The sequence below is a fragment of the Nonomuraea sp. NPDC049400 genome (assembly GCF_044466425.1).
GTDB lineage: Bacteria > Actinomycetota > Actinomycetes > Streptosporangiales > Streptosporangiaceae > Nonomuraea.
Map to the genome: position 1 here is coordinate 242,272 of NZ_JBITMP010000010.1, position 25,475 is coordinate 267,746.

23 protein-coding genes are annotated in these 25,475 nt (G+C 71.2%); 14 read left to right on the forward strand and 9 right to left on the reverse strand.

What is annotated here, in order from left to right; translation table 11 throughout:
- Positions 1–59: 59 nt before the first annotated feature.
- Genes ACIBVN_RS18185 through ACIBVN_RS18205 form a run of 5 tightly spaced genes read left to right on the forward strand, consistent with a single transcriptional unit; the run spans position 60 to position 4,203 of the window.
- Complete coding sequence (locus ACIBVN_RS18185; protein ID WP_397137848.1) at positions 60–593, forward strand: 3-phenylpropionate/cinnamic acid dioxygenase subunit beta; 534 nt, start codon at positions 60–62, stop codon at positions 591–593.
- An 11-nt stretch (positions 594–604) separates the two neighbouring features.
- Positions 605–1,438, forward strand: coding sequence for an alpha/beta fold hydrolase (locus tag ACIBVN_RS18190; RefSeq protein WP_397137664.1), 834 nt, complete (start codon positions 605–607; stop codon positions 1,436–1,438).
- Positions 1,435–2,244: a 3-(cis-5,6-dihydroxycyclohexa-1,3-dien-1-yl)propanoate dehydrogenase gene (gene hcaB / locus ACIBVN_RS18195; protein ID WP_397137666.1), complete on the forward strand. Its 810-nt coding sequence runs from the start codon at positions 1,435–1,437 to the stop codon at positions 2,242–2,244. Before ACIBVN_RS18190 ends, hcaB begins: the two co-directional genes overlap by 4 nt.
- 11 nt (positions 2,245–2,255) lie before the next feature.
- The gene (locus tag ACIBVN_RS18200) at positions 2,256–3,842 is read left to right on the forward strand and encodes a long-chain fatty acid--CoA ligase (RefSeq protein WP_397137668.1); all 1,587 of its coding nucleotides are present in this window, start codon (positions 2,256–2,258) and stop codon (positions 3,840–3,842) included.
- A gap of 1 nt (position 3,843) precedes the next feature.
- Complete coding sequence (locus tag ACIBVN_RS18205) at positions 3,844–4,203, forward strand: hypothetical protein (RefSeq protein WP_397137670.1); 360 nt, start codon at positions 3,844–3,846, stop codon at positions 4,201–4,203.
- A 5-nt stretch (positions 4,204–4,208) separates the two neighbouring features.
- Here the strand turns inward: ACIBVN_RS18205 and ACIBVN_RS18210 are convergent, their stop codons facing one another.
- A complete protein-coding gene (locus tag ACIBVN_RS18210; protein ID WP_397137672.1) occupies positions 4,209–4,991 on the reverse strand; it encodes an IclR family transcriptional regulator in 783 nt (260 codons plus the stop codon).
- A 283-nt stretch (positions 4,992–5,274) separates the two neighbouring features.
- Here ACIBVN_RS18210 and ACIBVN_RS18215 point away from each other — a divergent pair, with 283 nt between their 5' ends.
- On the forward strand, positions 5,275–6,585 hold the full coding sequence (locus ACIBVN_RS18215; RefSeq protein WP_397137674.1) for an MFS transporter: 1,311 nt from the start codon (positions 5,275–5,277) through the stop codon (positions 6,583–6,585).
- A 57-nt stretch (positions 6,586–6,642) separates the two neighbouring features.
- On the opposite strand, the gene ACIBVN_RS18220 is transcribed toward ACIBVN_RS18215, so the two are convergent.
- A complete protein-coding gene (locus ACIBVN_RS18220; protein WP_397137676.1) occupies positions 6,643–7,251 on the reverse strand; it encodes a helix-turn-helix domain-containing protein in 609 nt (202 codons plus the stop codon).
- A gap of 204 nt (positions 7,252–7,455) precedes the next feature.
- On the opposite strand from ACIBVN_RS18220, the gene ACIBVN_RS18225 reads away from it, so the two are divergent.
- From ACIBVN_RS18225 to ACIBVN_RS18260, 8 genes are all read left to right on the forward strand, one after another.
- The gene (locus ACIBVN_RS18225; protein ID WP_397137678.1) at positions 7,456–8,280 is read left to right on the forward strand and encodes a PaaX family transcriptional regulator C-terminal domain-containing protein; all 825 of its coding nucleotides are present in this window, start codon (positions 7,456–7,458) and stop codon (positions 8,278–8,280) included.
- Positions 8,281–8,407: 127 nt separating this feature from the next.
- Complete coding sequence (locus ACIBVN_RS18230) at positions 8,408–9,748, forward strand: MFS transporter (protein ID WP_397137680.1); 1,341 nt, start codon at positions 8,408–8,410, stop codon at positions 9,746–9,748.
- 87 nt (positions 9,749–9,835) lie between these two features.
- Positions 9,836–10,921: a cupin domain-containing protein gene (locus ACIBVN_RS18235; RefSeq protein WP_397137682.1), complete on the forward strand. Its 1,086-nt coding sequence runs from the start codon at positions 9,836–9,838 to the stop codon at positions 10,919–10,921.
- Entirely contained in the window at positions 10,918–11,730 is an 813-nt protein-coding gene (locus tag ACIBVN_RS18240; RefSeq protein ID WP_397137684.1) for a fumarylacetoacetate hydrolase family protein, read from the forward strand. Before ACIBVN_RS18235 ends, ACIBVN_RS18240 begins: the two co-directional genes overlap by 4 nt.
- Positions 11,730–13,289 (forward strand): FAD-dependent monooxygenase, encoded by a 1,560-nt coding sequence (locus tag ACIBVN_RS18245; RefSeq protein ID WP_397137686.1) that lies wholly within the window; start codon positions 11,730–11,732, stop codon positions 13,287–13,289. Before ACIBVN_RS18240 ends, ACIBVN_RS18245 begins: the two co-directional genes overlap by 1 nt.
- Positions 13,286–15,397 (forward strand): acetate--CoA ligase family protein, encoded by a 2,112-nt coding sequence (locus ACIBVN_RS18250; protein ID WP_397137688.1) that lies wholly within the window; start codon positions 13,286–13,288, stop codon positions 15,395–15,397. The genes ACIBVN_RS18245 and ACIBVN_RS18250 overlap by 4 nt, the downstream gene beginning before the upstream one ends.
- A complete protein-coding gene (locus tag ACIBVN_RS18255) occupies positions 15,378–17,066 on the forward strand; it encodes a (2,3-dihydroxybenzoyl)adenylate synthase (RefSeq protein ID WP_397137690.1) in 1,689 nt (562 codons plus the stop codon). The genes ACIBVN_RS18250 and ACIBVN_RS18255 overlap by 20 nt, the downstream gene beginning before the upstream one ends.
- On the forward strand, positions 17,063–17,788 hold the full coding sequence (locus ACIBVN_RS18260; RefSeq protein WP_397137692.1) for a maleylpyruvate isomerase family mycothiol-dependent enzyme: 726 nt from the start codon (positions 17,063–17,065) through the stop codon (positions 17,786–17,788). Before ACIBVN_RS18255 ends, ACIBVN_RS18260 begins: the two co-directional genes overlap by 4 nt.
- Before the next feature lie 117 nt (positions 17,789–17,905).
- Here the strand turns inward: ACIBVN_RS18260 and ACIBVN_RS18265 are convergent, their stop codons facing one another.
- The 7 genes from ACIBVN_RS18265 to ACIBVN_RS18295 form a co-directional block, all read right to left on the reverse strand.
- Entirely contained in the window at positions 17,906–18,907 is a 1,002-nt protein-coding gene (locus tag ACIBVN_RS18265; protein ID WP_397137694.1) for a LacI family DNA-binding transcriptional regulator, read from the reverse strand.
- A gap of 82 nt (positions 18,908–18,989) precedes the next feature.
- Positions 18,990–19,952 (reverse strand): aldo/keto reductase family protein, encoded by a 963-nt coding sequence (locus ACIBVN_RS18270; RefSeq protein ID WP_397137696.1) that lies wholly within the window; start codon positions 19,950–19,952, stop codon positions 18,990–18,992.
- Positions 19,949–20,941 carry a LacI family DNA-binding transcriptional regulator gene (locus ACIBVN_RS18275; RefSeq protein WP_397137698.1) on the reverse strand — a complete coding sequence of 331 codons (993 nt, stop codon included), beginning with the start codon at positions 20,939–20,941 and terminating at the stop codon, positions 19,949–19,951. The genes ACIBVN_RS18270 and ACIBVN_RS18275 overlap by 4 nt, the downstream gene beginning before the upstream one ends.
- Positions 20,938–22,272, reverse strand: a complete 1,335-nt coding sequence (locus ACIBVN_RS18280; RefSeq protein ID WP_397137700.1) for a GH1 family beta-glucosidase — start codon at positions 22,270–22,272, stop codon at positions 20,938–20,940. The genes ACIBVN_RS18275 and ACIBVN_RS18280 overlap by 4 nt, the downstream gene beginning before the upstream one ends.
- On the reverse strand, positions 22,269–23,090 hold the full coding sequence (locus ACIBVN_RS18285) for a carbohydrate ABC transporter permease (protein ID WP_397137702.1): 822 nt from the start codon (positions 23,088–23,090) through the stop codon (positions 22,269–22,271). The genes ACIBVN_RS18280 and ACIBVN_RS18285 overlap by 4 nt, the downstream gene beginning before the upstream one ends.
- A gap of 2 nt (positions 23,091–23,092) precedes the next feature.
- Entirely contained in the window at positions 23,093–24,037 is a 945-nt protein-coding gene (locus tag ACIBVN_RS18290) for a carbohydrate ABC transporter permease (RefSeq protein WP_397137704.1), read from the reverse strand.
- The gene (locus ACIBVN_RS18295; protein ID WP_397137706.1) at positions 24,024–25,307 is read right to left on the reverse strand and encodes an ABC transporter substrate-binding protein; all 1,284 of its coding nucleotides are present in this window, start codon (positions 25,305–25,307) and stop codon (positions 24,024–24,026) included. Before ACIBVN_RS18295 ends, ACIBVN_RS18290 begins: the two co-directional genes overlap by 14 nt.
- Positions 25,308–25,475 lie beyond the last annotated feature (168 nt).

Here is a 25,475-nt window from a genome sequence, read left to right on the forward strand (position 1 = left end):
TCCTGCGGCACAGCCCGTTCCACTCCACCCTGAGAAGGAATCCAATGACTTCCGTGAGCATGCGCGCGGACCGCGACACCCACTTCGAGGTCGAGCAGTTCTACTACGAGGAGGCCGACCTCCTCGACGCCGGCCGCTACGCCGACTGGCTCGATCTGCTCGCCGACGACCTCGACTACTGGATGCCCACCCGCACCAACCGGCTGCGCCGCCAGCAGGCCCTGTCGGTCGCCGCCCGGGGCGAGGCCGCCTTCTACGACGAGAGCAAGGAGAGCCTGGCCTGGCGCATCCGCCGCTTCGACTCCGGCATGGCCTGGGCCGAGGACCCGCCCTCCCGCACCCGGCACCTGGTCAGCAACGTGATGGTGCGGCATGTCGATCCCGCCGAGCAGCCCGGCTTCACCGCCGACGATCTGCTCGTCCGCTCGGCGTTCCTGGTCTATCGCAACCGCCTGGAGCGCGAGGAGAACGTCTTCGCCGGCAGCCGTACCGACATTCTGCGCCGCACCGCCACCGGACTCCAGGTCGCCCGCCGGACCATCCTGCTCGACCAGAACATCCTGCTGGCCAAGAACATCTCCACCTTCTTCTGATCGGAGCCCCTGTGAAGCACCACAGCGTGACCACCACGCTCGGCGAGATCGCCGTCGCCGAGACCGGCGAGGGCCCCGTGCTGGTGATGCTGCACGGCGGCGGCCCCGGCGCCTCCGGGGCCGGCAACTACCACCAGAACCTGCCCGCGCTGGCCCGCCACTTCCGCGTCGTCCTGCCCGACCAGCCCGGCTTCGGCGGCAGCTACCGCCCCACCGAGGAGGACCTGGACAAGCGGTCCATCACCGAGATCACCGTGGACGCCCTCTTCCAGGCGCTCGACGCCCTCGGCATCGAGACCTTCCACCTGCTCGGCAACAGCCTCGGCGGCGCCGCCGCGATCGCGATGGCCCAGGAACGCCCCGACCGCGTGGCCAAGCTCGTGCTCATGGCCCCCGGCGGCGGCTGGCTGCCGTCCGGTCCCACCCCGACCGAGGGGCAGAAGGAGATGTTCCGCTACTACAACGGCACCGGCCCGAGTGAGAAGAAGATGGCCGCGTTCATCCGCACCATGGTCTTCGACCACAAGCAGTTCGGCGAGGACGTCGTCAAGGCCCGCTACGAGGCCTCGCTCGACGAGAGCCACATCGCCTTCTACCACCGCTACAACGCCGCCTTCGCCAGGCGCGGCGGCATGGACCCGCTGTGGCGGGACCTCCACAAGATCAAGGCGCCGACCCTGCTGCTGTGGGGGCGCGACGACCGCACGATCACCCTCGACGGCGCGCAGCTCATGCTCAAACAGATCCGGGACGTGCAGCTGCACGTGTTCGGCCGGTGCGGGCACTGGGTGCAGCTGGAGCGGCAGCGCGAGTTCGAGGACCTCGTGACCGGGTTCCTGACGTGAGCGGCTGGCTGGAGGGCTACGTCGCCCTCATCACGGGCGGCGGCTCCGGCATCGGCCGCGCCGTCGCCGAGCGCTTCCTCGCCGAGGGCGCGTCCGTGACCGTCCTCGGCCGCGACACGGCGCAGCTCGACGAGGTCGTAGGGGACAGGGTCCACCGGGTGACCGCCGACGTGCGCGACTCCGGCGCGCTGCACGCCGCCGTCGCCGAGACCGTCGAACGCTTCGGCAAGCTCGACACCCTGGTCGCCAATGCCGGAGTGTGGGACTACCAGCGCCAGCTCACCCGCCTGTCCGGCAAGGAGATCGACGCCGCCTTCGACGAGGTCTTCTCCATCAACGTCAAGGGCTACCTGCTGGCTGCCGAGGCCGCCTGGCCGGAGCTGGTCAGGACGCGCGGCAGCATCGTCATGACGCTGTCCAACTCCTCCTTCTACGTCAACGGCGGCGGCCCGCTCTACACCGCCAGCAAGCACGCCTGCCTCGGCCTCATGCGCGAGCTCGCCTACGAGCTGGCCCCCAAGGTCCGCGTGAACGGCGTCGCCTGCGGCGGCATGAACACCGACCTGCGCGGCCCCGAGGCGCTCGCGTTGGGCGACCGCTCGATCGCGGCCTCCTTCGCCAAGCGGCAGGGCGACCCGCCCATCCCGCTGCACGACTCCAGCACCGACCCGCGCGACTTCACCGCGCCCTACGTGCTGCTCGCCGCCCGCGAGCAGAGCGGCACCATCACCGGACACGCCATCTCGGCCGACGGCGGCATCGGGGTTCGGGGGTTCGCCCGCGCCGCCGGCGGCGACCACCTCTGAGGAGCCGACCGATGACTCACCCGCACCCCCCGAACTCGGGCTTCAACGTCGACGTCAACCCCGCCGCCGCGGTCGCGCGCAACGCCCGCCACTTCGGCGAGACCGCCGTCCTCCGCTACGCGGGCGGCGACCTCACCTACACCCAGCTCGACCTGAAGGCGGCGCGGCTGGCGACGGTCCTCGCCGAGGGCGGCATCCGCGACGGCGACCGGGTCGCCTACCTGGGACTCAACAGCGTGTCCTTCCTGCTGACGATGCTGGCCTCGTTCCGGCTGGGCGCCGTCTTCGTCCCCGTCAACTTCCGGCTCGCCGAACCGGAGCTGCAGAGCGTGCTGCAGCGCAGCGGCGCCGCCGCGCTCGTCTGCGAGGAAGGGCATCGGGCGAGCGCGGAGCACGTGCGCGCGGCGACCTCGCTCACCCGCTTCCTCCTGGTGGACGACGACCCGGAGGTGCCCGCCACCGAGGGCGTCGCGGGCTGGGAACCGTGGTCCGGCCTGATCGCCGCGGCCCAGCCGTTCCCGTCGGTGGCCGCGAAGACCTTCGACGACCCGGCGATCCTGATGTTCACCTCGGGCACCACCGGCCTGCCCAAGGGCGTGGTCCTGACCTACGGCAACGCCTGGTGGAACTCGGTCAACGTGGACACCATGCTCGACACCCGCCGAGGGGACGTGACGCACGCAGCCGCCCCGCTCTTCCACATCGGCGCGCTCAACAGCTTCGTGCTGCGGACGCTGGTGCGCGGCGGCACAGTGCTGGTGCGCCGCTCGTTCGATCCGGTCCGGTTCCTCGACGACCTGGTCACCTACCGGGTCAACTCGATGTTCGCCGTGCCCGCCATGCTCGCCGCCCTGAGCCGCGTGCCCGGCGCCTTCGACGCCGACCTGTCTCGCCTGCGCTCGATCGTCGTGGCGGGCGCGCCCGTGCCGCCGTCCCTCATCGAGCTGTACGCCTCCCACGGCATCCTGCTGCAGCAGGCGTGGGGGCTCACCGAGACCGCGCCGTTCGCCACCCACCTGCCCGCCGAGCACACCCTGCGCAAGCTCGGCTCCGCCGGCATCGCCATGCCCTACACCCAGGTCCGCGTCGTGGACTCGATGACCAACCAGCCGCTCAAGCCCGGCGAAGCCGGTGAGATCGTGGTGCGCGGCCCCAACGTCACCCCCGGCTACTGGGAGAACCCCGAGGCGACCGCGGCCGCGTTCGACGAGGAGGGCTGGTTCCACTCCGGCGACGTCGGCTACCTGGACGAGGACGGCTGCCTGTTCATCGTCGACCGGCTCAAAGACATGATCATCAGCGGCGGGGAGAACGTCTACCCGGCCGAGGTCGAACGGGCCCTGGCCGCCATGCCCGGCGTCGTGGACGTCGCGGTCGTCGGCAGCCCCGACGAGCAGTGGGGCGAGACGGTCGTGGCCGTGGTGTCCCTGGCTGAGGGGATGAGGGTCACCCTCGACGACGTCCGCGAGTACGCCGCCGCTCAGCTTGCCCGCTACAAGCTGCCCCGCAAACTGAAGATCGTCCAGAATGTGCCCAGGAACGCCTCCGGCAAGCTGGACAAGGTCGTCATCCGCCGCCTGGCGGACGAGGAGGGCTGAGATGTTGCCGATGATCGACGGCGTCCGGTTGGCGCGGTGCGTGACCGGCCGCCTGCGCGAGGCGTACCCGGCGGGCGCGCACGACGTGGAGGTCATGATCTCTCCGGCCTGCACGGGAGAGGCCATGACCCGGCTGCTCCGGGACATCGCCGACGCCGTGATCACGGCCGATCCCCGTTGCCGCCGTCTGGTGTGCGCGGTGCCGGAAGGCGACCTCGGCCGGGTGGCGGCGGCGGAGTCCGCCGGGTTCCGCCACGTCGTCGACGTCGACCTGCCCGGCGAGCAGCTCAGCCTGCTGGTGCACGAGCCCGGCTGGGTGACCAGGACCGACATGGACCTCGACCACGTGCCGGGGAGCTGATCGGGTCACGCGGTGGCGCGCAGGCGGTGGCCGCGCGCCAGTGCCAGGGCCGCCGCGGCGCTCACCCGCCGCAGCGCCGGCGCCTGCGCCCGGGTGTCCAGACGGCCGGTGGGGCCCGAAACCGACATCGCGGCCACGGCCTTGCCGCCCCGGCCCATGACGGGGACGGCGACGCAGCACAGCCCGACGGTCGACTCCTCGTCGTCGAAGGCGACCCCGGTGCGGCGGATCTCGGCGATCGAGGCCGCCAGCCTGCCGGGGTCGGTGATGGTGTGCGGCGTGAACGCCCGCAGGTCGGAGGCGAGCACGCGCTCCAGGGCGTCATGGTCGTAGGCCAGCAGCACCTTGCCGACCGCGGTGCAGTGGGCGGGGACCCGGCCGCCGATGCGCGAGGGCGAGCGGACCTGGCGGTGGCCATAGAGCTTGGACAGGTAGACCACGTCGGTGGCGTGCAGGGCGGCGAGGTGCACGGTCTCGCGCGTCAGCTCGTACAGGTCGGTGAGGAAGGGGATGAGCAGGTCGCGGATGCGGTCGTGGTCGGGCACGTAGACGTGCCGGCCGAGCTCGTGCAGCCGCTGACCCAGCCGGTACTTGCCCGCGACCTTCTCCACGACGCCGTTGCGCTCCAGCATGCCGAGCACGCGGAACGCGGTGCTCTTGCTCAGCTCGGCGCGGCGGGCCAGCTCGCTGACGCCGAGCCCGGTTCCGGCCTGGTCGCCGAACGAGATCAGGAGACTGACCGCCTTGTCGATGGCAGCGCGGTCATCGCGGATGGCGGCCGTACCCATGGTTGACCTCCCTTTGTCACTTAAGAGTGACGATTCGGACCTTGCAGTGGACAGGATGCAAGAGTGGATCTTCGTCTGTCAAGATGGACGAGGGGTCATTTATAACTGACGCTCTCCAAGGTCCAGCAGGGGATCGGCAGCCCTGTCCTCGAGCGGCAAGCAGGGCCTGACCGCCGGTCAAGCTTGCGGTGACGTGCCACTGTGCGGCACAGGAGCGTGCCCTCCGGCTCCGGCGGCTCTTCCATGCTCTTGTACCCCCAGTCCTCAGCGGAGGAGTCCTTCCATGTCCGAGACCGCCGTACCAGCCGGGACAGCCACGGGCGCGCCAAGCCGCAGCGTCTCGCGCGTCGCCGCCGCCAGCCTCATCGGCACCACCATCGAGTACTACGACTTCGCCGTCTACGGCACCGCCGCCGCCCTGGTGCTGGGCCCCGCCTTCTTCCCGACCGGAACCCCGGCGGCGCAGACCCTGGCCGCCTTCCTCACCTTCGCCGGCGCGTTCCTGGCCAGGCCCATCGGCGTGGTGCTGTTCGGCACCATCGGGGACCGGCTGGGCCGCAAGCCCGCGCTGGTCATCTCGCTGCTGCTGATGGGCGCGGCGACGGTCGGCGTCGGCCTGCTGCCGACCTATGCCGGCGCCGGACTGCTGGCGCCGGTGCTCCTGGTGGCGCTCCGCCTGCTCCAGGGCGTGAGCATGGGCGGCGAGTGGGGCGGCGCGGTGCTGCTCGCGGCCGAGCACGCGCCTCCCCGGCGGCGGGCGATGTACGCCTCCATCCCGCAGGCCGGTCCGCCGCTGGGCTTCCTGCTGTCCAGCGCGGTGATCCTGCCCACCCTGGCCATCGCCGGACGTGACGGCTTCGCCGCCGGGGCGTGGCGCATCCCGTTCCTGCTCAGCGCCGTGCTCATCGTCATCGGCATCTGGGTGCGCAGCCGGGTGGAGGAGTCGCCGGTCTTCGCCACCAGGCCGCGCCAGGCCGCCGCCCGCTTCCCGCTCGGCACGCTGCTCAAGGAGCACCCCGGCCGGCTGGTCCTCGGCGTCGGCGCCGCGATCGGCGGCTCGTCCGTCTACTACCTGACCACCGTCTACAGCCTGCAGTACGGTCCCGCAGCGCTCGGCATCCCGCAGAGCACGATGCTCGCCGCCGCCAGCGTCGCCGCGACCGCCGGCGCCCTGGCCACCGTGCCCTTCGCCCGCCTGGCCGACCGGATGGGCCGGCGTCCGGTGATGCTGGCCGGTCTCATCGGCTGCGTGCTGTGGGCACTGCCCATGTTCGGCTCCCTGCAGACCGGGAACGGCCTGCTGATCACGGTTGCGCTCGCCGTCGGGCTGCTGCTGTTCACGCTGAGCTTCGCGCCGATCGCCGCGTTCCTGCCGGAACTGTTTCCCGCCCGGCTGCGCTACACCGGAGCCTCGACCACCTTCATCCTGGCCAACACCCTGGGCGGAGGCTTCGCGCCGGTCGTCGCCACCTGGCTGAACACGCAGTGGGCCTCGCCCCTGGTGCTCGGCGTCTACGCGGGCACACTCTGCCTGGTGAGCCTCGTCTGCGTGCTCGTCCTGCCCGAGACCCGTGAGCAGGAGTTCTCGTCCTGACGGTGTCGATCTCGTCTACGAAGCGTCCCGGGCTGTGCGGCGGGCGGAACCGGCGGCTCAGAGAGCGCGCTCACCATGGGTGCGGGACACCCGCATGGCCCCGGTGCCCGGCTGCACACGCGGGACGCTGACCACGACGTGCACCACGCTCTCGCCGTCCAGCGACTCGTAGACGTGGGGGCGGTCGCCCGGATAGCGCACGAAGTCGCCGGTGCCCAGCTCCACCGCGGAGTCGACCGGGCCCACCCGTACGCGGCCGCTGATGACGTACAGGTGCTCCAGCGTGCCCACCGGATGGGGAGCGGATGGCTCGCTCGGGCCGTCGCCGGGCGCGATGCGCAGCAGATAGTTCTCGATCACGCCGGAGCCGTAGATGTGGTCGAGCGAGCGGGACTCATAACCGCCGTGCCGCTGCCACACCACCTCGTCACGGCGCTGCACCACCATCACCTGCTCGCGCTCGGCCACCAGCCGGGTGACCGGCACCCCCAGCGCGTCCGCGACGGAGAACAGCGTGTCCACCGTCGGGTTGCCCACCCCCTGCTCGATCGTGGACAGGGTCTGTTTGGCCAGCCCCGCCTGCCTGGCCAGCTCGGCCAGCGACATGCCCCGCTGCTCTCTGAGCAGGCGCATATTGCGCGCCACAACGGCGTTTCCCGACGTCACGGCACCACTGTAGGTGTAACGCGCCACTCACGGCATATTCCCGATCTTGTGCCCGTGCCCTGAATTCATCGACGGGCGTCGAATATGTGGAACGTTGAGTCGGCATAAAGGCGGCTGGCGTGGGTTTCCGTGTATGCCACTCGCGAGCTTGATGAGTGTTAATCTGTTTGACGTTTCAAGCTGTGATGAGTGGGGGCAAGCCGCGTGAAGCCTCGGTCGATCGTATTCGATCTCTACGGTGACTACTTGCGCTATGACGGCGGCGCGGCCCCGTTGCAGACCCTGACCGATCTGCTGGCCGGCTTCGACGTCCCCGAGGCGACGACCCGGGTGGTGATGACGCGGCTGCGCAAGGAGGGGTGGTTCGACACCGAGAAGCGGGGGCGGAGCACCGTCTACCGGCTGACCGACAAGAGCTGGCGCCTGCTCGACGAGGGCCGCAAGCGCATCTTCCAGCGCGAGCGTGAGTCCTGGGACCGGCAGTGGCGCGTCGTCATCTACCACGTTCCCGAGACCGATCGCGCGGCCCGGGAGCGGGTCCGCAAGAAGCTCAGATGGCTCGGTTTCGGGCCGCTGGCGCCCTCCACCTGGGTCTCTCCGCACGAGCGGCTGCAGGAGGTGGCGGAAGGACTGGCCGAGGAGCCCTCGGCCCGGCTCGACCTGCTGATCAGCCGGTCGATGGGCGCCGCCAGCGACATCGACATGGCAGGCAGGTGCTGGGACCTGAAGGAGCTCCACAGCGCCCTGCTCGCCAAGCGTGACTCCTACCGGGCGCTGCTGGCCCGTTTCGGCTCGGCCCCGCCGCGCGGGCGCGACGCCCTGGTCGAGCGCACCCGTCTCGTCCACGACTATCGCATGCTGCCCTTCGACGACCCCGACCTGCCGTTGGAGCTGGTGCCGGCGGGATGGGTCGGTCGTGACGTACACGACCTCTTCCTCGACCTGCACGAGCGGCTCGCCCCTGAGGCCGAGGGGTTCTGCGCCTCCTTGGGCATCGGCCCCTTGAACAAGACGTCCGTGCAGGCCTGACGCGCCCACTACTCCCGTTCAAAGTTGAGTGACAAATCATTGACGGTCGTTTGATGAATGTGTAGCGTCGGCGGCACCTGCCCGGCCGCATGCCGGGCTCTTTCGGATCCCGCTCTGTGGAGTGACCATGGACGCCACCGCCCAACGCCCGTCCGCCCCCCGGGGGAACAGCCTCCCCGTCGTCGCCATCTGCTTCGCCTCGATCGTCTTCGACGGTTACGACCTGATCGTCTACGGCTCCGTGGTGCCGAGCCTGCTCGCCGAGCCGTCATGGAACCTCACTCCCGCGCAGGCCGGCGCCATCGGCAGCTACGCGCTCATGGGCATGCTCATCGGTGCCCTGGCCGCGGGTGTGATCACCGACATCGTCGGCCGCCGCAAGATCGTGATCGCCAGCGTCGCCTGGTTCTCGCTCGCCATGGTCCTGTGCGCCCTCGCGCCCTCACCGGAACTGCTGGGTCTGTTCCGGTTCGTGGCCGGGCTCGGCCTCGGCGGAGTCGTGCCCACCGCCATCGCGCTCACCGTCGAGTACGCGCCAGGACACCGGCGCAACCTGTACAACGCCCTGATGTACTCGGGCTACTCGGTCGGCGGCATCCTGGCGGCGCTGCTCGCGCTGATGCTGCTGGCCGAGCACGGCTGGCGGCTGATGTTCTGGGTCGGCGCCGCCCCGATCGTCCTGGTCCTGCCGCTCGCCCTCCGCTACCTTCCTGAGTCGGCCGGGTTCCTGCTCGCCCGGGGGCGCCGCGCCGAGGCCGAGGCGCTGGCCTCCCGTTACGGGCTCGTCCTCGACGAGATCGCCGAAGGCGAGTCCGCGCGGATCCCGCAAGAGCAGGCGACGCGCACCCGCTCGATCGCCGCGCTCTTCCGGCGCGATGTCCTGGCGGCCACCCTGCTCTTCGGCGCGGCCAGTTTCTGCGGCCTGCTCCTGGTCTACGGGCTCAACACCTGGCTGCCGCAGATCATGCGCCAGGCAGGCTACCCGCTGGGCTCGTCGCTGCAGTTCCTCCTCGTGCTCAACCTGGGCGCGATCGTCGGCACCATCATGGTGTCCTTCCTCGCCGACCGGTTCGGCTCGAAGATCGTCACCGCCTGCGCCTTCCTCGCCGCGACCCTGTGCCTGTATCTGCTGAGCCTCCACCTGGACACGGGCGTCCTCATGGCGTGCGTCGCGGTGGCCGGGCTGGGCAGCGTCGGCACGCAGATCCTCGTCAACGGCTACGTCGCCACGCACTACCCGTCGTCCGCGCGCGCGACGGCCCTCGGCTGGTCCCTCGGCGTCGGAAGGCTGGGTGCGATCCTCGGCCCGCTGCTCGGTGGCTGGATCCTGGGGTCGGGGCTCGGCGTGGAGTGGAACTTCTACGCGTTCGTGCTGCCGGCGCTGCTGGGCGCGATCTTCATCGCGGCGGTGCCGCGGGTGCGCGCCGGACGGAAAGCGGCCGGCGTGGATCAACCCGAGACGGTGTGAGGGCGGCCTACCTATGTATTTCATTCCATAGACGGCCGTTCTCAATTTGTTGTATCGTGGCGATAGAACGATCGGGAGGACCATCGCATGACCACTCAGCTCCCTGAGATCACGGCGGAGGAGCAAGCCCAGCTGCAGGAGCTCTACAAGGCTTTCGCCGCGGCGCACATGACGCCGTTGTGGACGCAGATCGGCGGCTTGATGCCGGTCACGCCGCAGCCGGACGCGGTGCCGATGTTGTGGCGCTGGTCGACCCTGCTGCCCCTGGCCGAGCGGGCCGGTGAGCTCGTCCCCGTGGGGCGGGGCGGCGAGCGCCGCGCGATCGCGCTGGCCAACCCGGGCCTGCCCGGCAGCCCGTATGCCACGCCCACCCTGTGGGCGGCGATCCAGTACCTTGGGCCGCGTGAGGAGGCGCCCGCGCACCGCCACACCCAGACCGCGTTCCGGTTCGTGGTCGACGGCGAGGGCGTGTGGACCAACGTCGAAGGCGACCCGGTGGCCATGCGCCGCGGAGACCTCCTGCTCACGCCGGGCATGCACTTCCACGAGCACCACAACACCACCGGCCATCCGATGGCCTGGATCGACGGGCTGGACATCCCGCTCGTCCGCCAGCTCGACGCCGGGTTCTTCGAGTTCGGTCCCGACGAGCTGGGCACCCGCGAGACGCCCGCCGTCTCCCGCAACGAGCGGCTCTGGGCACACCCCGGCCTGACCCCGGTCGGGGCGCCGCCGCCCAAGGCGTCCCCGCTCATGGCCTACCGCTGGGAGCACACCGACGCCGCCCTGGCGGCCCAGCTGGAGCTGGAAGAGGAGGGCCACCCCGGCGTCGTGGAGCCCGGTCACGCCGTCGTCCGCTTCACCAACCCGGCCACCGCCGGGGACTGCCTGTCCACCATCCGCTGCGAGATGCATCGGCTGCGGGCCGGCGCCCGCACCGCCGTCACCCGCACGGCCGGTTCCTCGGTCTGGCAGGTCTTCGAGGGCTCCGGCCTGGTCCGGGTCGGCGACGAGCACTACGAGGTCGGCAAGGGAGACCTGTTCGCCGTCCCGTCCTGGGCCGCGCTGTCCCTGGCCACCGAGACCGGCCTGGACGCCTTCCGCTTCGGCGACGACCCTGTCTTCGAGGCTCTCGGCCTCTCCCGCGTTCACCGAGAGGAACTGCCGCAGTGAAGCTGGCGACCATCCGCACCCACGACGGCACCGCCGCGGTCCGCGTCGACGACGACGGCGCCGTCGAGCTGGGCGCCGCCGACCTCGGCGCGTGGCTGGCGCGGCCAGGCTGGAAGGCGGCGGCCGAGCAGGCCGACGGGCCTCGCCACAGCCTGGCCGGGCTCGACTACGCCCCGCTGATCCCGAGCCCGGAGAAGGTCATCTGCGTCGGGCTGAACTACCGCACCCACATCCTGGAGATGGGCCGCGAGCTGCCCGCGTATCCGGCGCTGTTCGCCAAGTTCGCGCGTGCGCTCGTCGGCGCCTTCGACCCGGTCGAGCTGCCCAGCGGCTCGGAGCAGGTCGACTGGGAGGCGGAGCTCGGCGTCGTCATCGGCGCCGAGGTGCGGCACGCCACGCCGGAACGGGCCGCGGCGGCGATCGCCGGCTACACCGCGATCAATGACGTCACCGCCCGGGACTTCCAGTACCGCTCGGTGCAGTGGCTCCAGGGCAAGACGTTCGAGCGCAGCACCCCGGTCGGGCCGTGGCTGGTGACCGACGCCGACCCCGGCGAGATCTCCTGCGAGGTCGACGGCGATCTCGTGCAGCAGGCGGACACCGGTGACCTCGTCTTCAATCCCGCCGAGCTGGTCGCGTACATCTCACAGATCATCACCCTCGCCCCCGGCGACATCATCGCCACCGGCACGCCCGGCGGCGTCGGCCACGCCCGTAAGCCCCCGCGCTACCTGCGCCAGGGATCGGAGCTGGTCACCCGCGTCGAGGGCGTCGGCGAGCTGCGCAACACGATGGTCAGGGGGAGCTGATGCGCATCGCTGTCGCGGGGGGCGGCCCGGGAGGGCTGTTCTTCGCCACCATGATCAGGCGGCTCGACCCGGCGGCCGAGGTCACCGTGTTCGAGCGCAACCGCGCAGACGACACCTTCGGCTTCGGCGTCGTCTTCTCCGACCGTACGCTGGCCGGGATCCACGAGGCCGACCCCGTGCTGCGGGAGGCGCTCGACGAGCACGGCCGGCACTGGGACGACATCGAGGTCCGGCTCAAGGGGGAGCGCGTCCGCTGCGGCGGGAACGGCATGGCCGCCATCGTCCGGCGCACGCTGCTCGCGCTGCTGCAGGACCGCGCCCGCCGGCTCGGCGCCGACCTGCGCTTCTCCACGGAGGTGAGCCTCGACGAGCTGACCGGCTACGACCTGGTCGTGGCCGCCGACGGCACCGGCTCGCGGATCCGGGACCGGATCGGCTTCGGCAGCGAGGTCGAGACCGCCGGCGCGAAGTTCATCTGGTTCGGCACGGACTACCTCTTCGACGGGCTCACCTTCCTGCACGAGCGCGGTCCGGACGGCGTCTTCGCCGTGCACGGCTACCCGATCTCGGCGGACATGTCCACGTTCATCGTGGAGACCGACGAGGCTTCTTGGCGGCGGGCGGGGCTCGACGCGTTCGACGTCACGCAGCCGCCAGGCCCCAGCGACCTGCGCTCCAAGGCGTACCTGGAGGAGCTGTTCGCCGGCCAGATCGACGGGAAGCGGCTGCTCACCAACAACTCCCGCTGGGGGAGCTTCCGCACGCGCCGCACCAAACGCTGGCATACCCTGACGCCACGACCGGTCGTGCTGCTCGGCGACGCCGCGCACACCGCGCACTTCTCGGTCGGCTCGGGGACGAAGATGGCGATGGAGGACGCGGTGGCGCTGGCACGTGCGCTGTCCGAGCACGGCGGCGACCTGCCTGCCGCGCTCGCGGCCTACGAGTCGGCCGCCCAGCCGTCCGTCCGGCAGGTCCAGGACGCCGCACGGCCGAGCCTGTCATGGTGGGAGCACTTCGGCCGCTACTACGACGCCTTCGAGCCCTGGCAGTTCGCCTACCACTTCCTGTCACGCAGCATCACCGACGCGCGGCTGGCCCGCCGCGCCCCCGAGTTCACCCAGGCCAGCCTGCACAGATGGGTCGAGACCCACGACGCCGAGCCGCTGCGCACGCCGTTCGAGAGCGGCGGCTGGCAGGCCGCGAGCCGGCTCGTCGACGTCGTCACCGATGCCGACGGCACGCCGGCAGCCGTGGACGACCTGCCGCTGTCGGCCACTCCGGCGCAGGAGGCGTGGGGCCTGCTCCTGGACGCGCCGGACTCCGAGGCTGAGCTGCTGGAGGTCTACGCACGCCTCGCCGACCTTGTGGCAACCGGCGAGCGGCCGGTTCTGGTCGCGGTGGCCGGCGGCACGCCGCTGACCCGCACCCTGGTGTGCGAGCAGGCCCGCCTGCGGCACCGGCTTCCCGCGCTGCTGATCGAACCGGCACTCGACCGCGACCGCGCCCACACGATCGTGCTGTCCGGACGCGCCGACCTGGTGGGGGTCGCCGCGTGAGCGACACCGCCACCACAGCGATCTCGGGGGACCTGTCAGCACTGTTCGCCCCCCGCGGCATCGCCGTCATCGGAGCATCCCGCCATCCGCACAAGCTCGGGGCGACGCTGGCGCGCTCGCTGTCCGGCTTCGCCGCCGCCGGGGGACACCTGGCGCTGGTGAACGGCCGCGACGACGGCATGTACGGCTCGATCGCCCAAGCCGCCGCCGACGGCCCGATCGACGTGGCGATGATCTGCGTGCCCGCCCCCGCATGCCCCGATGCCCTGGCCGAGGCCGCCGCCGCGGGCGCCCGCGCCGCCGTGATCTACTCGGGCGGATTCGCCGAGACCGGGGAGGCCGGTGCGGCACACCAGCGTGCTCTCGCCGGCATCGTCTCCCGGACCGGCATCCGGCTGCTCGGCCCCAACACGAGCGGCTTCCTGGCCCCGCACTGCGGCCTCACCGCCACGTTCGTGCCCGGCGCCGCCCAGGTGCGGCCCGGCAAGGTAGCCGTCGTCGCCGCCAGCGGCGGCGTCAACCACGCCCTGGCGTTCCTGCTGACCGAGGCCGGGCACGGCGTCAGCCTGGCCGTGGGGCTGGGCAACGCCGTCGACGTCAGCGCCCCCGACGTTCTCGGCCATCTCGCCGACGACCCCGCCACCGGCGCCGTCGCGCTGCACCTCGAATCGGTGGCCGACGGCCCCCGCCTGGTCGACAGCGTGCGCCGGCTCGCCGGACGCCGCCCCGTCGTCGCTCTCGTCGTCGGCCGCAACGACGTCGGCGCCTTCGCCGCCTCCCACACCGGCGCGCTGGCGACGTCGTGGCGCATCACCAGGGCCGCCCTCGCCCAGGCGGGCGCCGTGCTGGTGGACGACGAGCGCGAGCTGGTCGACGCCGTCGGCGCGCTCGCCGTCACCCGCCTGCGGCCCCGCAGGGGCGCGGGGGTCGGCGTGGTGACCGCGCAAGCCGGCCCCGGCCTGCTGCTCCTGGACGACCTGCGCGGCCGCCGGTCGGACGTCCCCGAGCTCACCACGGCCACGCAGGACACGCTGGCCGAGCTGCTGCCGCCGCTGACCTACCAGGCCAATCCGGTCGACACCGGGCGTCCAGGCCCGGAGCTCGGACGCGTCTTCGCCGCGGTCGGCGCGGATCCGGGCGTGGACGTGATCGCCGCGTACACGCTGCACGAGCCCGACGCCGTCGACATCGTCGCCGCCGTCAAGGAGGGCCGCTCCCACGGCACTCCGATGGTGCTGGGTCTCGGCGGGACCGGCGAGGAGGTCGTACGGAAACGGCGTGAGCTGCTGGAGTCCGGGGTCGCCGTCACGACGGACCCGCGCGGCGTCGCGGCCGCGACCGCCGCCCTCATCACCGACGCCCGCGCCCGCGCGCACACCGCCGCCCTCATCGCCGACGCCGGCGCCCGCGCGCACACCGCCCCTTCTGGTGGCGGCCGGGTGCCGGTGGAGGTCCGCGGCCGGCACGACGAGCACCAGGCCAAGGATCTCCTCGCCAGGGTCGGGGTGCGCACCATGCCGCGCCGCGCCTGCGACGACCGCGCCGCCGCCCGTGCCGCCCTGGCCGAGCTCGGCGGCCCCGTTGCGGTCAAACTGCTCGACGCCGACGTACTGCACAAGACGGAACTCGGCGGCGTGCACCTGGACATCGCCACCCGCGACGAGCTGGAGGCGGCGCTGGACCGGCTCGACGCCGCCGGCGCCCGCCGCTACCTGGTGGAGAAGATGGCCCCCGCCGGTGTCGACCTCATCGTCGGCGCCCGCCGCGACCCGGTCTTCGGCCCTGTCGTCCTGGTCGGACTGGGCGGGACGGTGGCGGAGGCGCTGGCGGACGTGGCCGTCCGGCTCGCCCCGCTCGCCCCCGCCGAAGCGGTCTCCATGCCCTCGGAGCTGACCGGACACGCCCTGCTCACCGGATGGCGGTCCGGGCCCGTCCTCGACCCCGGCGAGCTGAGCGGGATCGTCTCCGCACTCGGCGACCTGCTCTCCGCCAACCCGCTGATCGACGAGATCGAGATCAACCCGCTGAGACTCACCGCCGGCGGTCTCGTCGCCCTCGACGCCGTGATCATCCCCAGGGAGGCCGACGATGCCCAGCCCCATCTCTGACCACGTCGTGCCCTGGCCGGACGCCGAAGCCCGACGCTTCGCCGCCGAAGGCTACTGGGCCGGAGTGCCGCTCGGGCACCTGCTGCGCGAGGTCGCCGAGCGCACCCCCGACGCGCCCGCGCTCGCCGATCCCGTCGCCGGGCTCCGGCTCACGCATGCCGAGCTGGCCGAACGCGCCGACGCGGCAGCCGTGCGCCTGCTGGATCTGGGCATCGGCCGCGGCGACCGCATCGTGGTGCAGCTCGGCAACGGATGGGAGTTCGTCGTGCTCACCATCGCCTGCCTGCGCGCGGGCGTCGTCCCGGTGATGGCTCTGCCCGGGCACCGGCGCAGCGAACTGACCTACCTCGCCACCCACGCCGAGGCGGTCGCCATCGCCGTCCCGGACCGCATGCGCGACTTCGACCACCAGGCACTGGGACACGAGCTGACCGCCGACGTCACGGCGGTCACCGGCGCCGGATGGCACGTGCTCGTCGCCGGCGACGACCTCGCCCCCGGCAGCGTCGACCTGCGCGCGCTGTGCGCACCGTCCGCCGACCCCAAGGCCGACCGCGCCCGCATGGACGAAGGCGCGCCCGCCGGCCGCGACGTGGCCGTCTTCCTGCTGTCCGGCGGCACGACCGGCCTGCCGAAACTCATCGCCCGCACCCACGACGACTACGCCTACAACGCCCGCGCCAGCGCCGACATCGCCGGCATGGACGCCGGCACCGTCTACCTGGTGACCCTGCCCGCCGGCCACAACTTCCCGCTCGCCTGCCCCGGACTGCTCGGCACGCTGCTCAAAGGCGGCCGGGTCGTCACCCTGCCTTCCCCCGAGCCCGCCCGCGCCTTCGCCACCATGCGGGCCGAGGGCGTCACCCACACCGCCGCGGTCCCCGCCATCGCCGTCCGATGGCTGGAACACGCCGCCGGGCACGGCGCCGGCGACGTCCGCAGCCTGCGCGTCCTGCAGGTCGGCGGCGCCCGCATCGCCGACGAACTGGCCCGCAAGGTCAGACCCGCACTCGGCGCCACGCTGCAGCAGGTGTTCGGCATGGCCGAAGGACTGCTCAACTACACCCGCCTCGACGACCACGACGACGTCATCTGCACCACCCAGGGCCGCCCCCTGTCCCCGGCGGACGAGGTGCGCCTGGTCGACGAGTACGACAACGACGTCCCCGAAGGGGAACCCGGCTCGCTGCTCACGCGCGGCCCCTACACCCCGCGCGGCTACTACAGGGCCGCGGAACAGAACGCGCGCGCCTTCACCGCCGACGGCTGGTACCGCTCCGGCGACATCTGCCGCCGCACACCCGAGGGCAACCTGATCGTCGAGGGACGCGACAAGGACATGATCAACCGCGGCGGCGAGAAGATCTCCGCCGAGGAGGTCGAGAACCTCGTCTACCAGCTCCCCGCGGTCAGCCAGGTCGCCGCCGTGGCCATGCCCGACGGCGTCCTCGGCGAACGTGTGTGCGTGTACGTCGTGCCCCGCCCAGGCGCCACCGTCACCCTGGACGAGATCCGCACCACGATGGAGGGCAGCGGCGTCGCCCGCTTCAAGATCCCCGAACACCTGGTGGTCGTGGACGAGTTGATCTCCACCAAGGTCGGGAAGATCGACAAGAAGGCCCTGCGCGCGGACATCGCCGCCCGTCTGGCGGCCCGGGCGGACGCATGAACAGCCGGCGACACGACCTGAGCGCCACGCTGCCCTGGATGCGCCAGGGCAGCGACCGCCTCCTCACCCTGGTCGAGCAGCTGACCGACGACGATTTCCACGAGCCCAGCCTCCTGCCCGGCTGGACGCGCGCCCACGTCATCGCGCATGTGGCGCGCAACGCCGAAGCGCTCACCCGGCTCGCCCGCTGGGCGGCCACCGGCATCGAGACCCCGATGTACGCCGACCGCCACCAGCGCGCCGCCGAGATCGAGCAGACCGCCAAGCACCCCGTCCACCGCCTGCGCTCCGACCTCGCCACCACCGCCATGGCCTTGCACGAGGCTCTTGCGGCGCTCACCGGCCCGCAGTGGGCCGCCACGGTCCGCAGCGCCCTCGGCCGGGCCATACCGGCTGCGGAGGTGCCCTGGATGCGCACGCGCGAAGTCTGGCTCCACGCCGTCGACCTCGACTCCGGCGCAGGCATGGAAGACGTGCCCGCCGACCTGATCGACCTGCTCGCCGATGACGTCACAGCGACTCTGTCCGCGAAGAGCGACTGCCCGGCGGTGACGCTCGTCCCGACCGACCGGGACCTCACCTGGCGCTTGGGGACCGGCGACCACGACCATGACGGTGCCATGGTCCACGCGTCTGCGGCGGCACTGGTGGGCTGGCTGACGGGCAGGGTGCCACCCGAGCGGTTGCCTGGTTCGCCACCCGCCCTGCCCACCTGGTTGTGAGGCCGCCGGCTCCGCCCTGCACCGCGTCGAACACTGTCGCGACGGCTCCGCCCCGTACCGCGTCGGACACCGTCGCGACGGCTCTCTGCCGGGGTTCGCAGGCACCGTCATACGGGTTCAGGCGGATTCGCGGATGACCAGTTCGGTGGGGAGGATGAGCGGGGTGGGCTGCTCGCCGCGGATCAGCGCGAGCAGCATGCGGACCATCTCGCGGCCGAGGGCCTGGATGGGCTGGCGCACGGTGGTCAGGGTGGGATGGGTGTGCCGGGCGGTCACCACGTCGTCGAACCCCACGACCGCGATCTCGCCGGGCACGGCCCTGCCGTGCTCTTTCAGCACGCCGAGCGCGCCCACGGCCATCTCGTCGGAGGCGACCAGCACGGCGTCGAGGTCCGGATGCTGGGCCAGCAGGCGAGTCATCGCGGCGGCGCCGCTCGCCTCGGTGAAGTCGCCGTGCGCGACCCGCTCGTCCCCGAGCCCGGCCAGCGCCAGCGCCTCGCGAAAGCCCATGTAGCGGGACACGCCGACGTGCATGTCGAGCGGTCCGGTGATGGTCGCGATCCGGGTGCGGCCGGTGGAGATCAGGTATTCGGCCGCCTGGCGTGCGCCGTCGCGGTTGTCGGCGTCCACGTACCAGTGGTGGGAGCCGCCCAGGGAGCGTCCGCCGTACACCACGGGGACGCCGCCCTCGGCGGCCACCTTCGCCAGCGGGTCGTTTTCCCGCAGGGCCAGCAGCATGACACCGTCGGCCCTGCGGGACTGCAGGACCCGGGCCAGCCGGCCCCTGCCGCGCTCGGAGGCGGCCAGGATCAGCAGCAGCTCAAGGTCGGTTTCCTCCAGGACGGCGTTCACCCCGACGATGACCTCGGCGAAGAAGGGGTTGCTGAACAGGGCCTGGTCGTCGCTGGAGACCGCCAGCACCACCGCGCCGCTGCGCTGGGTGGCCAGGGAGCGGGCGGCGACGTTGGGCACGTAGCCCAGGTCCTTGATGGCCCGCTCCACGGACTGCCGCGCGGCCCGGCTCACATGCGGGGCGTTGTTGATCACCCGGGACACCGTGCCCCTGGACACTCCCGCCCGTCGGGCCACCTCGTCCAGCGTCGGCTGCCGATCCGTCATTTTTAGGAGCGCTCCCAAGTATGTATCCGCTGGTCATGCGGAGCGTATCAGGCTTCGTGCCTGTAAGCGCTCCCAGTCGCGATCAGGGCCTGGTGAGCGGGCTGAACGGCCCGTCGGCCACCCGTTCCACCACGTCGTCAAGGATCTCATCGATCGCGCCGAGCACGTCATCTCCAAGGGTCACCCCCGATGCCGCCGCGCTGTCGCGCACCTGCTCGGGCCGCGAGCCGCCGACGATCGCTGCCGAGATCCCTGGGCCGCGCAGCACCCAGGCGATCGCCAGCTGCGCCATGGTCAGTCCGAGGTCCGCCGCGATCGGGCGGAGCCGCTCCACGCGCGTCAGGACGTCGTCGGTGAGCAGGCGGCCCACGAACTCCCTGCGCGCCTCGGCGGGCGGCGTCTGGCCGGGGGAGTAGCGCCCGGCCAGCACGCCCTGGGCCATCGGCTGGTAGACGAGCTGGCCGACACCTTCCTTGGCGCACAGCGGGAGGATCTCCGGCTCGATGACCCTGCGCAGCAGGTTGTACTGCGGCTGGTTGGACACGATCCGGTCCAGGCCCAGGTCGTCGGCGATCCGCAGGGCGTCGGCGATCTGCTCCGCGGTCCAGTCGGAGACGCCGACGTACAGGACCTTGCCGCTTCGCACCAGGTCGTCGAAGGCCCGCAGGGTCTCCTCGAGAGGGGTGGCGTAGTCGTAGCGGTGCGCCTGGTAGAGATCCACGTAGTCGGTGCCGAGACGGCGCAGGGAGCCGTCGATCGAGCGCATGATGTGCTTGCGGGACAGTCCGCGGTCGTTGGGGCCGGGGCCGGTGGGCCAGTAGATCTTGGTGAGGATCTCCACCGAATCGCGGCGGACGCCCCGCAGCGCCTGGCCGAGCGCCTCCTCGGCGCGCGTCTCGGCATAGGCGTCGGCGGTGTCGAACGTGGTGATCCCGGCGTCGAGGGCGGCGTGCACGCAGGGCTCGACGGTGTCCTCGGTCAGCCAGTTGCCGAAGGCGATCTCGCTGACCAGGAGCCCGCTGCGCCCAAGATGACGAAATTTCATGAAGTCTCCCGTGTGACGAGGTGTGGGGTGAGGACGAGGACGAATCGGCTCGGTGTCCCGCCGCCGATCACCATGAGCAGCAGGCGGACCATCTCCCGGCCCATGTCCTCGACCGGCTGATGGACCGAGGTGAGCCCGGCCTGCTCGGCGAGTGGCGAGTCGTCGAAGCCCACGACGGCCACGTCGGCGCGGCCTGCCTCGCGCAGCACCCGCAGCGCGCCCAGGGCCATCAGGTCGGAGGCGGCGAAGACCGCGTCAAGGTCGGGCCTGCGGGCCAGCAGCGCCCGCATGGCCTCGGCGCCGCTCCGCTCGCTGAAGTCCCCGCCCGCCACGAGATCGGCGCTCTCCTCGATCCCGGCGCCGGTCAGGCCGTCACGGTAGCCCCCCAGCCGGTGGACGCTGACGAGCATGTCCATCGGCCCCGTGATGGTCGCGATCCGGCGCCGTCCCCGCTCGATCAGGTGCCGCACCGCCAGGTACGCTCCCGCCTGGTTGTCCACGTCCACGACATGAGCGGTGAGAGCGGGATCGAGCGGCCTGCCGCCCAGCACCGCCGGGACGCCGAGCTCCACCAGGTGGGACGGGAGCGGATCGTCGTGGTGCAGCGAGAGCAGCAGGACCCCGTCCACGTGGCCGCCCCCGAGATAGGCCTCCAACGCTGACCGCTCGCTGGTCGAGCGGGCCATGGTCATCAGCAACTGCTTGCCGGACGACGTCAGCTGCGCCGCGATGCCGCGTACGACGCCCGCGAAGAACGGGTCGCTGAACACGCGCTCGGGCGACTCGGAGATGACCAGCGCGACCGTGTCCGTGCGCCGGGTGACCAGCGAACGCGCGGCCCGGTTGGGGGTGTAGCGCAACTCCTCGATGGCCTTCTGCACGGTGAGCCTGGTCTTCTGGCGCACCTTGGGGGAGCCGTTGAGCACGCGGGAGACCGTGCTGCGGCCGACCCCCGCGTGCGCGGCCACCTGCTCGATCGTGGGTCTCACAGCCCACCGCGCCTGATCGTCTCGGCGTACCAGCGCGCGCTGTCCTTGGGGGTACGGCGCAGTGTGGCGAAGTCGACGTGAACCAGGCCGAACCGCTGGGAGTACCCGTGCGCCCACTCGAAGTTGTCCAGCAGGGACCAGGCGAAATAGCCGCGCAGCGGCACTCCCCGCGCCACGGCGTCGTGGCAGGCGCGCAGGTGGCCGTCGAGGTAGGCGATCCGGTCGGCGTCGTGCACCTCGTCGTCGTAGGCCGCGCCGTTCTCGGTGACGTAGAGGGCGCTCACCGGGTAGTCACGGGCGAGCCGCACGAGCAGGTCGGACAGCCCGCCCTCGTCGACCTCCCAGCCCATGGCGGTCCGCGGCCGGCCGCCGTCCACGAACCGCACCGTCTCCGCGCCGACGTACGGAGTCGGCCTGTCCGGCGGGCCGGCGGGACCGTCGCCGGAGACGATGGCCGGGGTGTAGTAGTTGACGCCGAGGAAGTCGAGCGGCGCGGCGATCACCTTCAGGTCGCCGTCACGGACGTGCTCGAAGCCGGTCACCTCGGTCAGGTCCTCCACCACGTCCGCCGGGTACGCGGCCCGGAACAGCGGGTCCAGGAAGATCCGGTTGGCCACGCCGTCGATGCGGCGCGCGGCGTCCAGGTCCTCCGCCGAGCCGGTGGCCGGGCTCGCGTGGGTGGGGTTCAGCGTGATGCCGACCCGCGAGCCGCTCATGGCGCTCGCGGCCAGGCCGTGACCGAGCAGCAGGTGGTGCACGGCGTGGATGGCGGCGGCAGGCTCACGCCGGCCGGGGGCGTGCTCTCCGGTGGCGTACCCGAGGAAGGCCGAGCACCACGGCTCGTTGAGCGTGGTCCAGTTCGTCACCCTGTCGGACAGCGCGTCGTGCACGGCGGCGGCGTAGTCGGCGAAGCGCAGGGCGGTGTCCCGCGCGGGCCAGCCACCGGCGTCCTCCAGCGGCTGGGGCAGGTCCCAGTGGTACAGCGTCGGCCACGGCTGGATCCCGCGACTCAGCAGCTCGTCCACGAGGCGCCGGTAGAAGTCCAGGCCACGCTGGTTGACGGCGCCCGATCCGAGCGGCTGCACCCGCGGCCAGGCCACGGAGAAGCGGTAGGCGCGCAGGCCGAGCTCGGCCATGAGGGCGACGTCGTCGCGGTAGCGGTGGTAGTGGTCACAGGCGACGTCGCCGGTGTCGCCGTCGCGCACGTTGCCGGGCTGCGCGGCGAAGACATCCCAGATCGAAGGCTCGCGTCCGTCCTCGGCGGCCGCGCCCTCGATCTGGTAGCTCGAGGTGGCGGCCCCCCAGAGAAAGCCAGGATCGAACGTGTTCACGCCTTGACGGCTCCTTCCATGATCCCGCCGATGATCTGGCGGCCGAACGCGATGAAGACGACGAGCAGCGGGAGCGTGGCGATCAGCGTCCCGGAGAACATGAGCGTGTAGTCGGTGTAGTAGGCGCTGGACAACTGGCTGAGCGAGAACTGGACGGTCGGGTTGTCGGCCTCCAGAACGGCCAGCGGCCACAGGAACTCGTTCCAGGTGCCCATGAAGGTGAACAGCCCCAGCACGGCGGCGCCCGGCCGCAGTGCGGGCAGCACGACCTTCCAGAAGATGCCGAAGGTCGAGCAGCCGTCCACCCGCGCCGCCTCGACCAGCTCGTCGGGGACGGCCCGCTCGGCGTACTGCCGCATCAGGAAGACACCGAACGCAGAGACCAGGAACGGCACGATGACGGCCTGCAGGCGGTTCTGCCAGCCGAGCTCCACCATGATCATGTAGAGCGGGATGATGCCCATCTGGACCGGGATCATCATCGTGGCCAGGATGACGAGCAACAGCGCGTTCCTGCCGCGGAAGCGCAGCTTGGCGAACGCGAAGCCGGCCAGCGAGCAGAAGAACACCACCGACACGGTCACGGTGACGGAGGCGATCGCGGAGTTGACCATCCCCAGCAGGAAGTTGGCGTCCTCGGCAGCGAAGAGCCGCGTGACGTTCTCGCCCAGGTTGCCGCCCGGGGTGAGCGGCGGCGGCCAGTCGCCGACGACGTCGTTGGACCGGGTGGCCACGACGAACAGCCAGTAGAGCGGGAAGACCGACAGCGCGATCGCCGCCAGGAGGGTGAGGTAGACAAGGGGTCCGGAGTTTCGCATGGCTATCTCGCTCTCCGCGTGACCAGGAAGTTGACCAGAGCGAAGATCACGATGAGCAGGAAGATCATCCAGGCGACGGCGGAGCCGTAGCCGTAGTCGAAGTCCCTGAAGGCCTTTTCGAACATGTACATGGCCACGGTCTGGAACTGCCGCAGACTGCCGCCGGAGATGGCGTAGCCGCCCTGGCCGAAGATGAGCGGCTCGGTGAACAGCTGCATGCCGCCGATCGTCGAGATGATCACAGCGAACAGGATCGCCGGCCGGATCAGCGGCACCGTGATGCCCCAGAACTGCCTGGTCTTGGAGGCGCCGTCGATGGCCGCCGCCTCGTACACGTCGCGCGGCACCGACTGCATCGCGGCCAGGAAGATCAGCGCGTTGTAGCCGGTCCACCGCCAGTCGACCATGACGGAGATCGCCAGCCAGGACGACCACTTGTCCGCCCGCCAGTCCACCGGGTCCACGCCCAGCAGGGCGAGCAGGCCGTTGGCCATGCCGGCGTCGCGGTCGAAGATCTGGCTGAACACGATGCCCACCGCCGCCACCGAGGTGACGATCGGCGCGAGCACCCCCATCCGGAAGAACGTCAGCGCCCGCAGCCGCTGGTTGAGCAGGCTCGCCACGACCAGCGCCAGGAGCAGCTGCGGCACCGTGGCCAGCACGAACATGCCGAGCGTGTTGACGACCGCGTTCCAGAAGTCGGGGTCGGCGAACAGATCCGCGTAGTTCGCCAGCCCGACGAAGCCCGCGTCCCCCGCCAGGTCCCAGTCGTGCAGCGAGACCCACGCGGTGTACAGCAACGGGAAGAGCCCGAAGACCGCGAAGATCACGAAGAACGGCGCCACGAAGAGGTAGGGCGAGCCCACCAGGTCGAGGCGGGACCGGGACAGCAGCCCCGCCCGCGACCTCGCGTGCGCGGAGGATCGCGCCTTGTTACCTAGCAGCACGCTTGGCGTCCTCGACGGCCTTGGCCCACGCCTCGTCCGGCTGGAGCTTGCCCTGCTCGACGGCCGTCAGCGCGTTGCCGACGCGGTCACCGACCGGGTTGTTGTCCGGCCCCAGGTAGACCGGCTTGAGCGCCTTCGCGCTCACTCCGAAGATCTTCCCGACGGGAGCGTTGCTGAAGTAGTCGTTGACGAAGCCCTGCACCGCCGGGTCGTCGATGGCCTGCGGCGATGAGGGGAAGTTGCTCTCGGCCTTGAACGCCGCGATCTGCCCCTTCGGGCTGGTGAGGAATTTCACCAGCTCGGCCGCTTCCTTCTGGTGCTTGCTCTGCGTCGGCACCGCCAGGAACGAGCCGCCGCGAACGGCTCCGTCGCCCGGCACGCGCGCCACGTCCCATTTGCCGGCGTTCTCCGGACCCGCCTGCTCCTTGATGACGCCGAGCATCCAGGACGGGCACGGGATCGTGGCGAAGGTGCCCTTCTTGAATCCGGCGTTCCACTGCGGACTCCACTGCGCGAGGTTCGCCGACAGCCCGGCCTGGACCATCTTGACCGCCTGATCCCAGGCCGCCTTCACCCCGGGATTGGTGTCGATCACCAGCTTGTTGGAGGTGTCGTAGTAGGTGTGGTCGCCCTGCTGCATCAGGATGTTCTGATGGATGCCGCCGGCCGAGTCGAAGAAGTGCGCTCCCGTCTTGGCCTGAGTGAACTTCTGCCCGGTGGCGAGGTAGGCGTCCCAGGTCGGCCAGAGCTCGCCGACCTTCTCACGATCGGTGGGCAGCCCGGCCTCGGCGAACAGGTCTGTCCGGTAGCACATGCCTTGCGCGCCGACGTCGGTGCCGAGCCCGACGAGTTTGGAACCGTCGTTCGTGAGCGCCTGCTTCCACTTCCATTCCAGGAAGTTGCCCTTCAGTGACCCGGCTCCGTGGTCGAGCAGGTTCACGAACTGCTCGGGCTTGGCCATGAACTGGATGAGGATGCCCTCCTCCAGCGCGACCACGTCTCCGGCTCCGCTGCCCGAGGCCATCCACTGCTGCAGCTTGGGCAGGTAGTCGCCGAGCTGGGCGATGCTCTCCTGTTTGATCGTTATTCCGGGATGAGCGGCCTCGTACTGCTTGTAGAGCTCCTCGTAGCCGAACTCGCTGAAGGTCTTGACCACCAGAGTGATCTTTCCCGGCGTCGCGGTGTCCGGCGTCTGCGCGCCGGCGCCGCAGGCCGCGAGCAGGCCGGTGAGAGTGGCGGCGAGCAGAGGCCGCGTCAGCCTTGTCGTCATGTCATGTCTCCGTACTTTCGGGAGCGGTTCCAGGGGGGACGGAGCCGCTTGATACACCCGACCACCTGCGTTGACGCCGCGGATTGTGCCAGTGTTCAAGAGCTTTTTCCGTGCATTATTGGGAGCGCTCCCAGCCGATGGTAGGGGATTGTCGCACTGCTGAGAAGA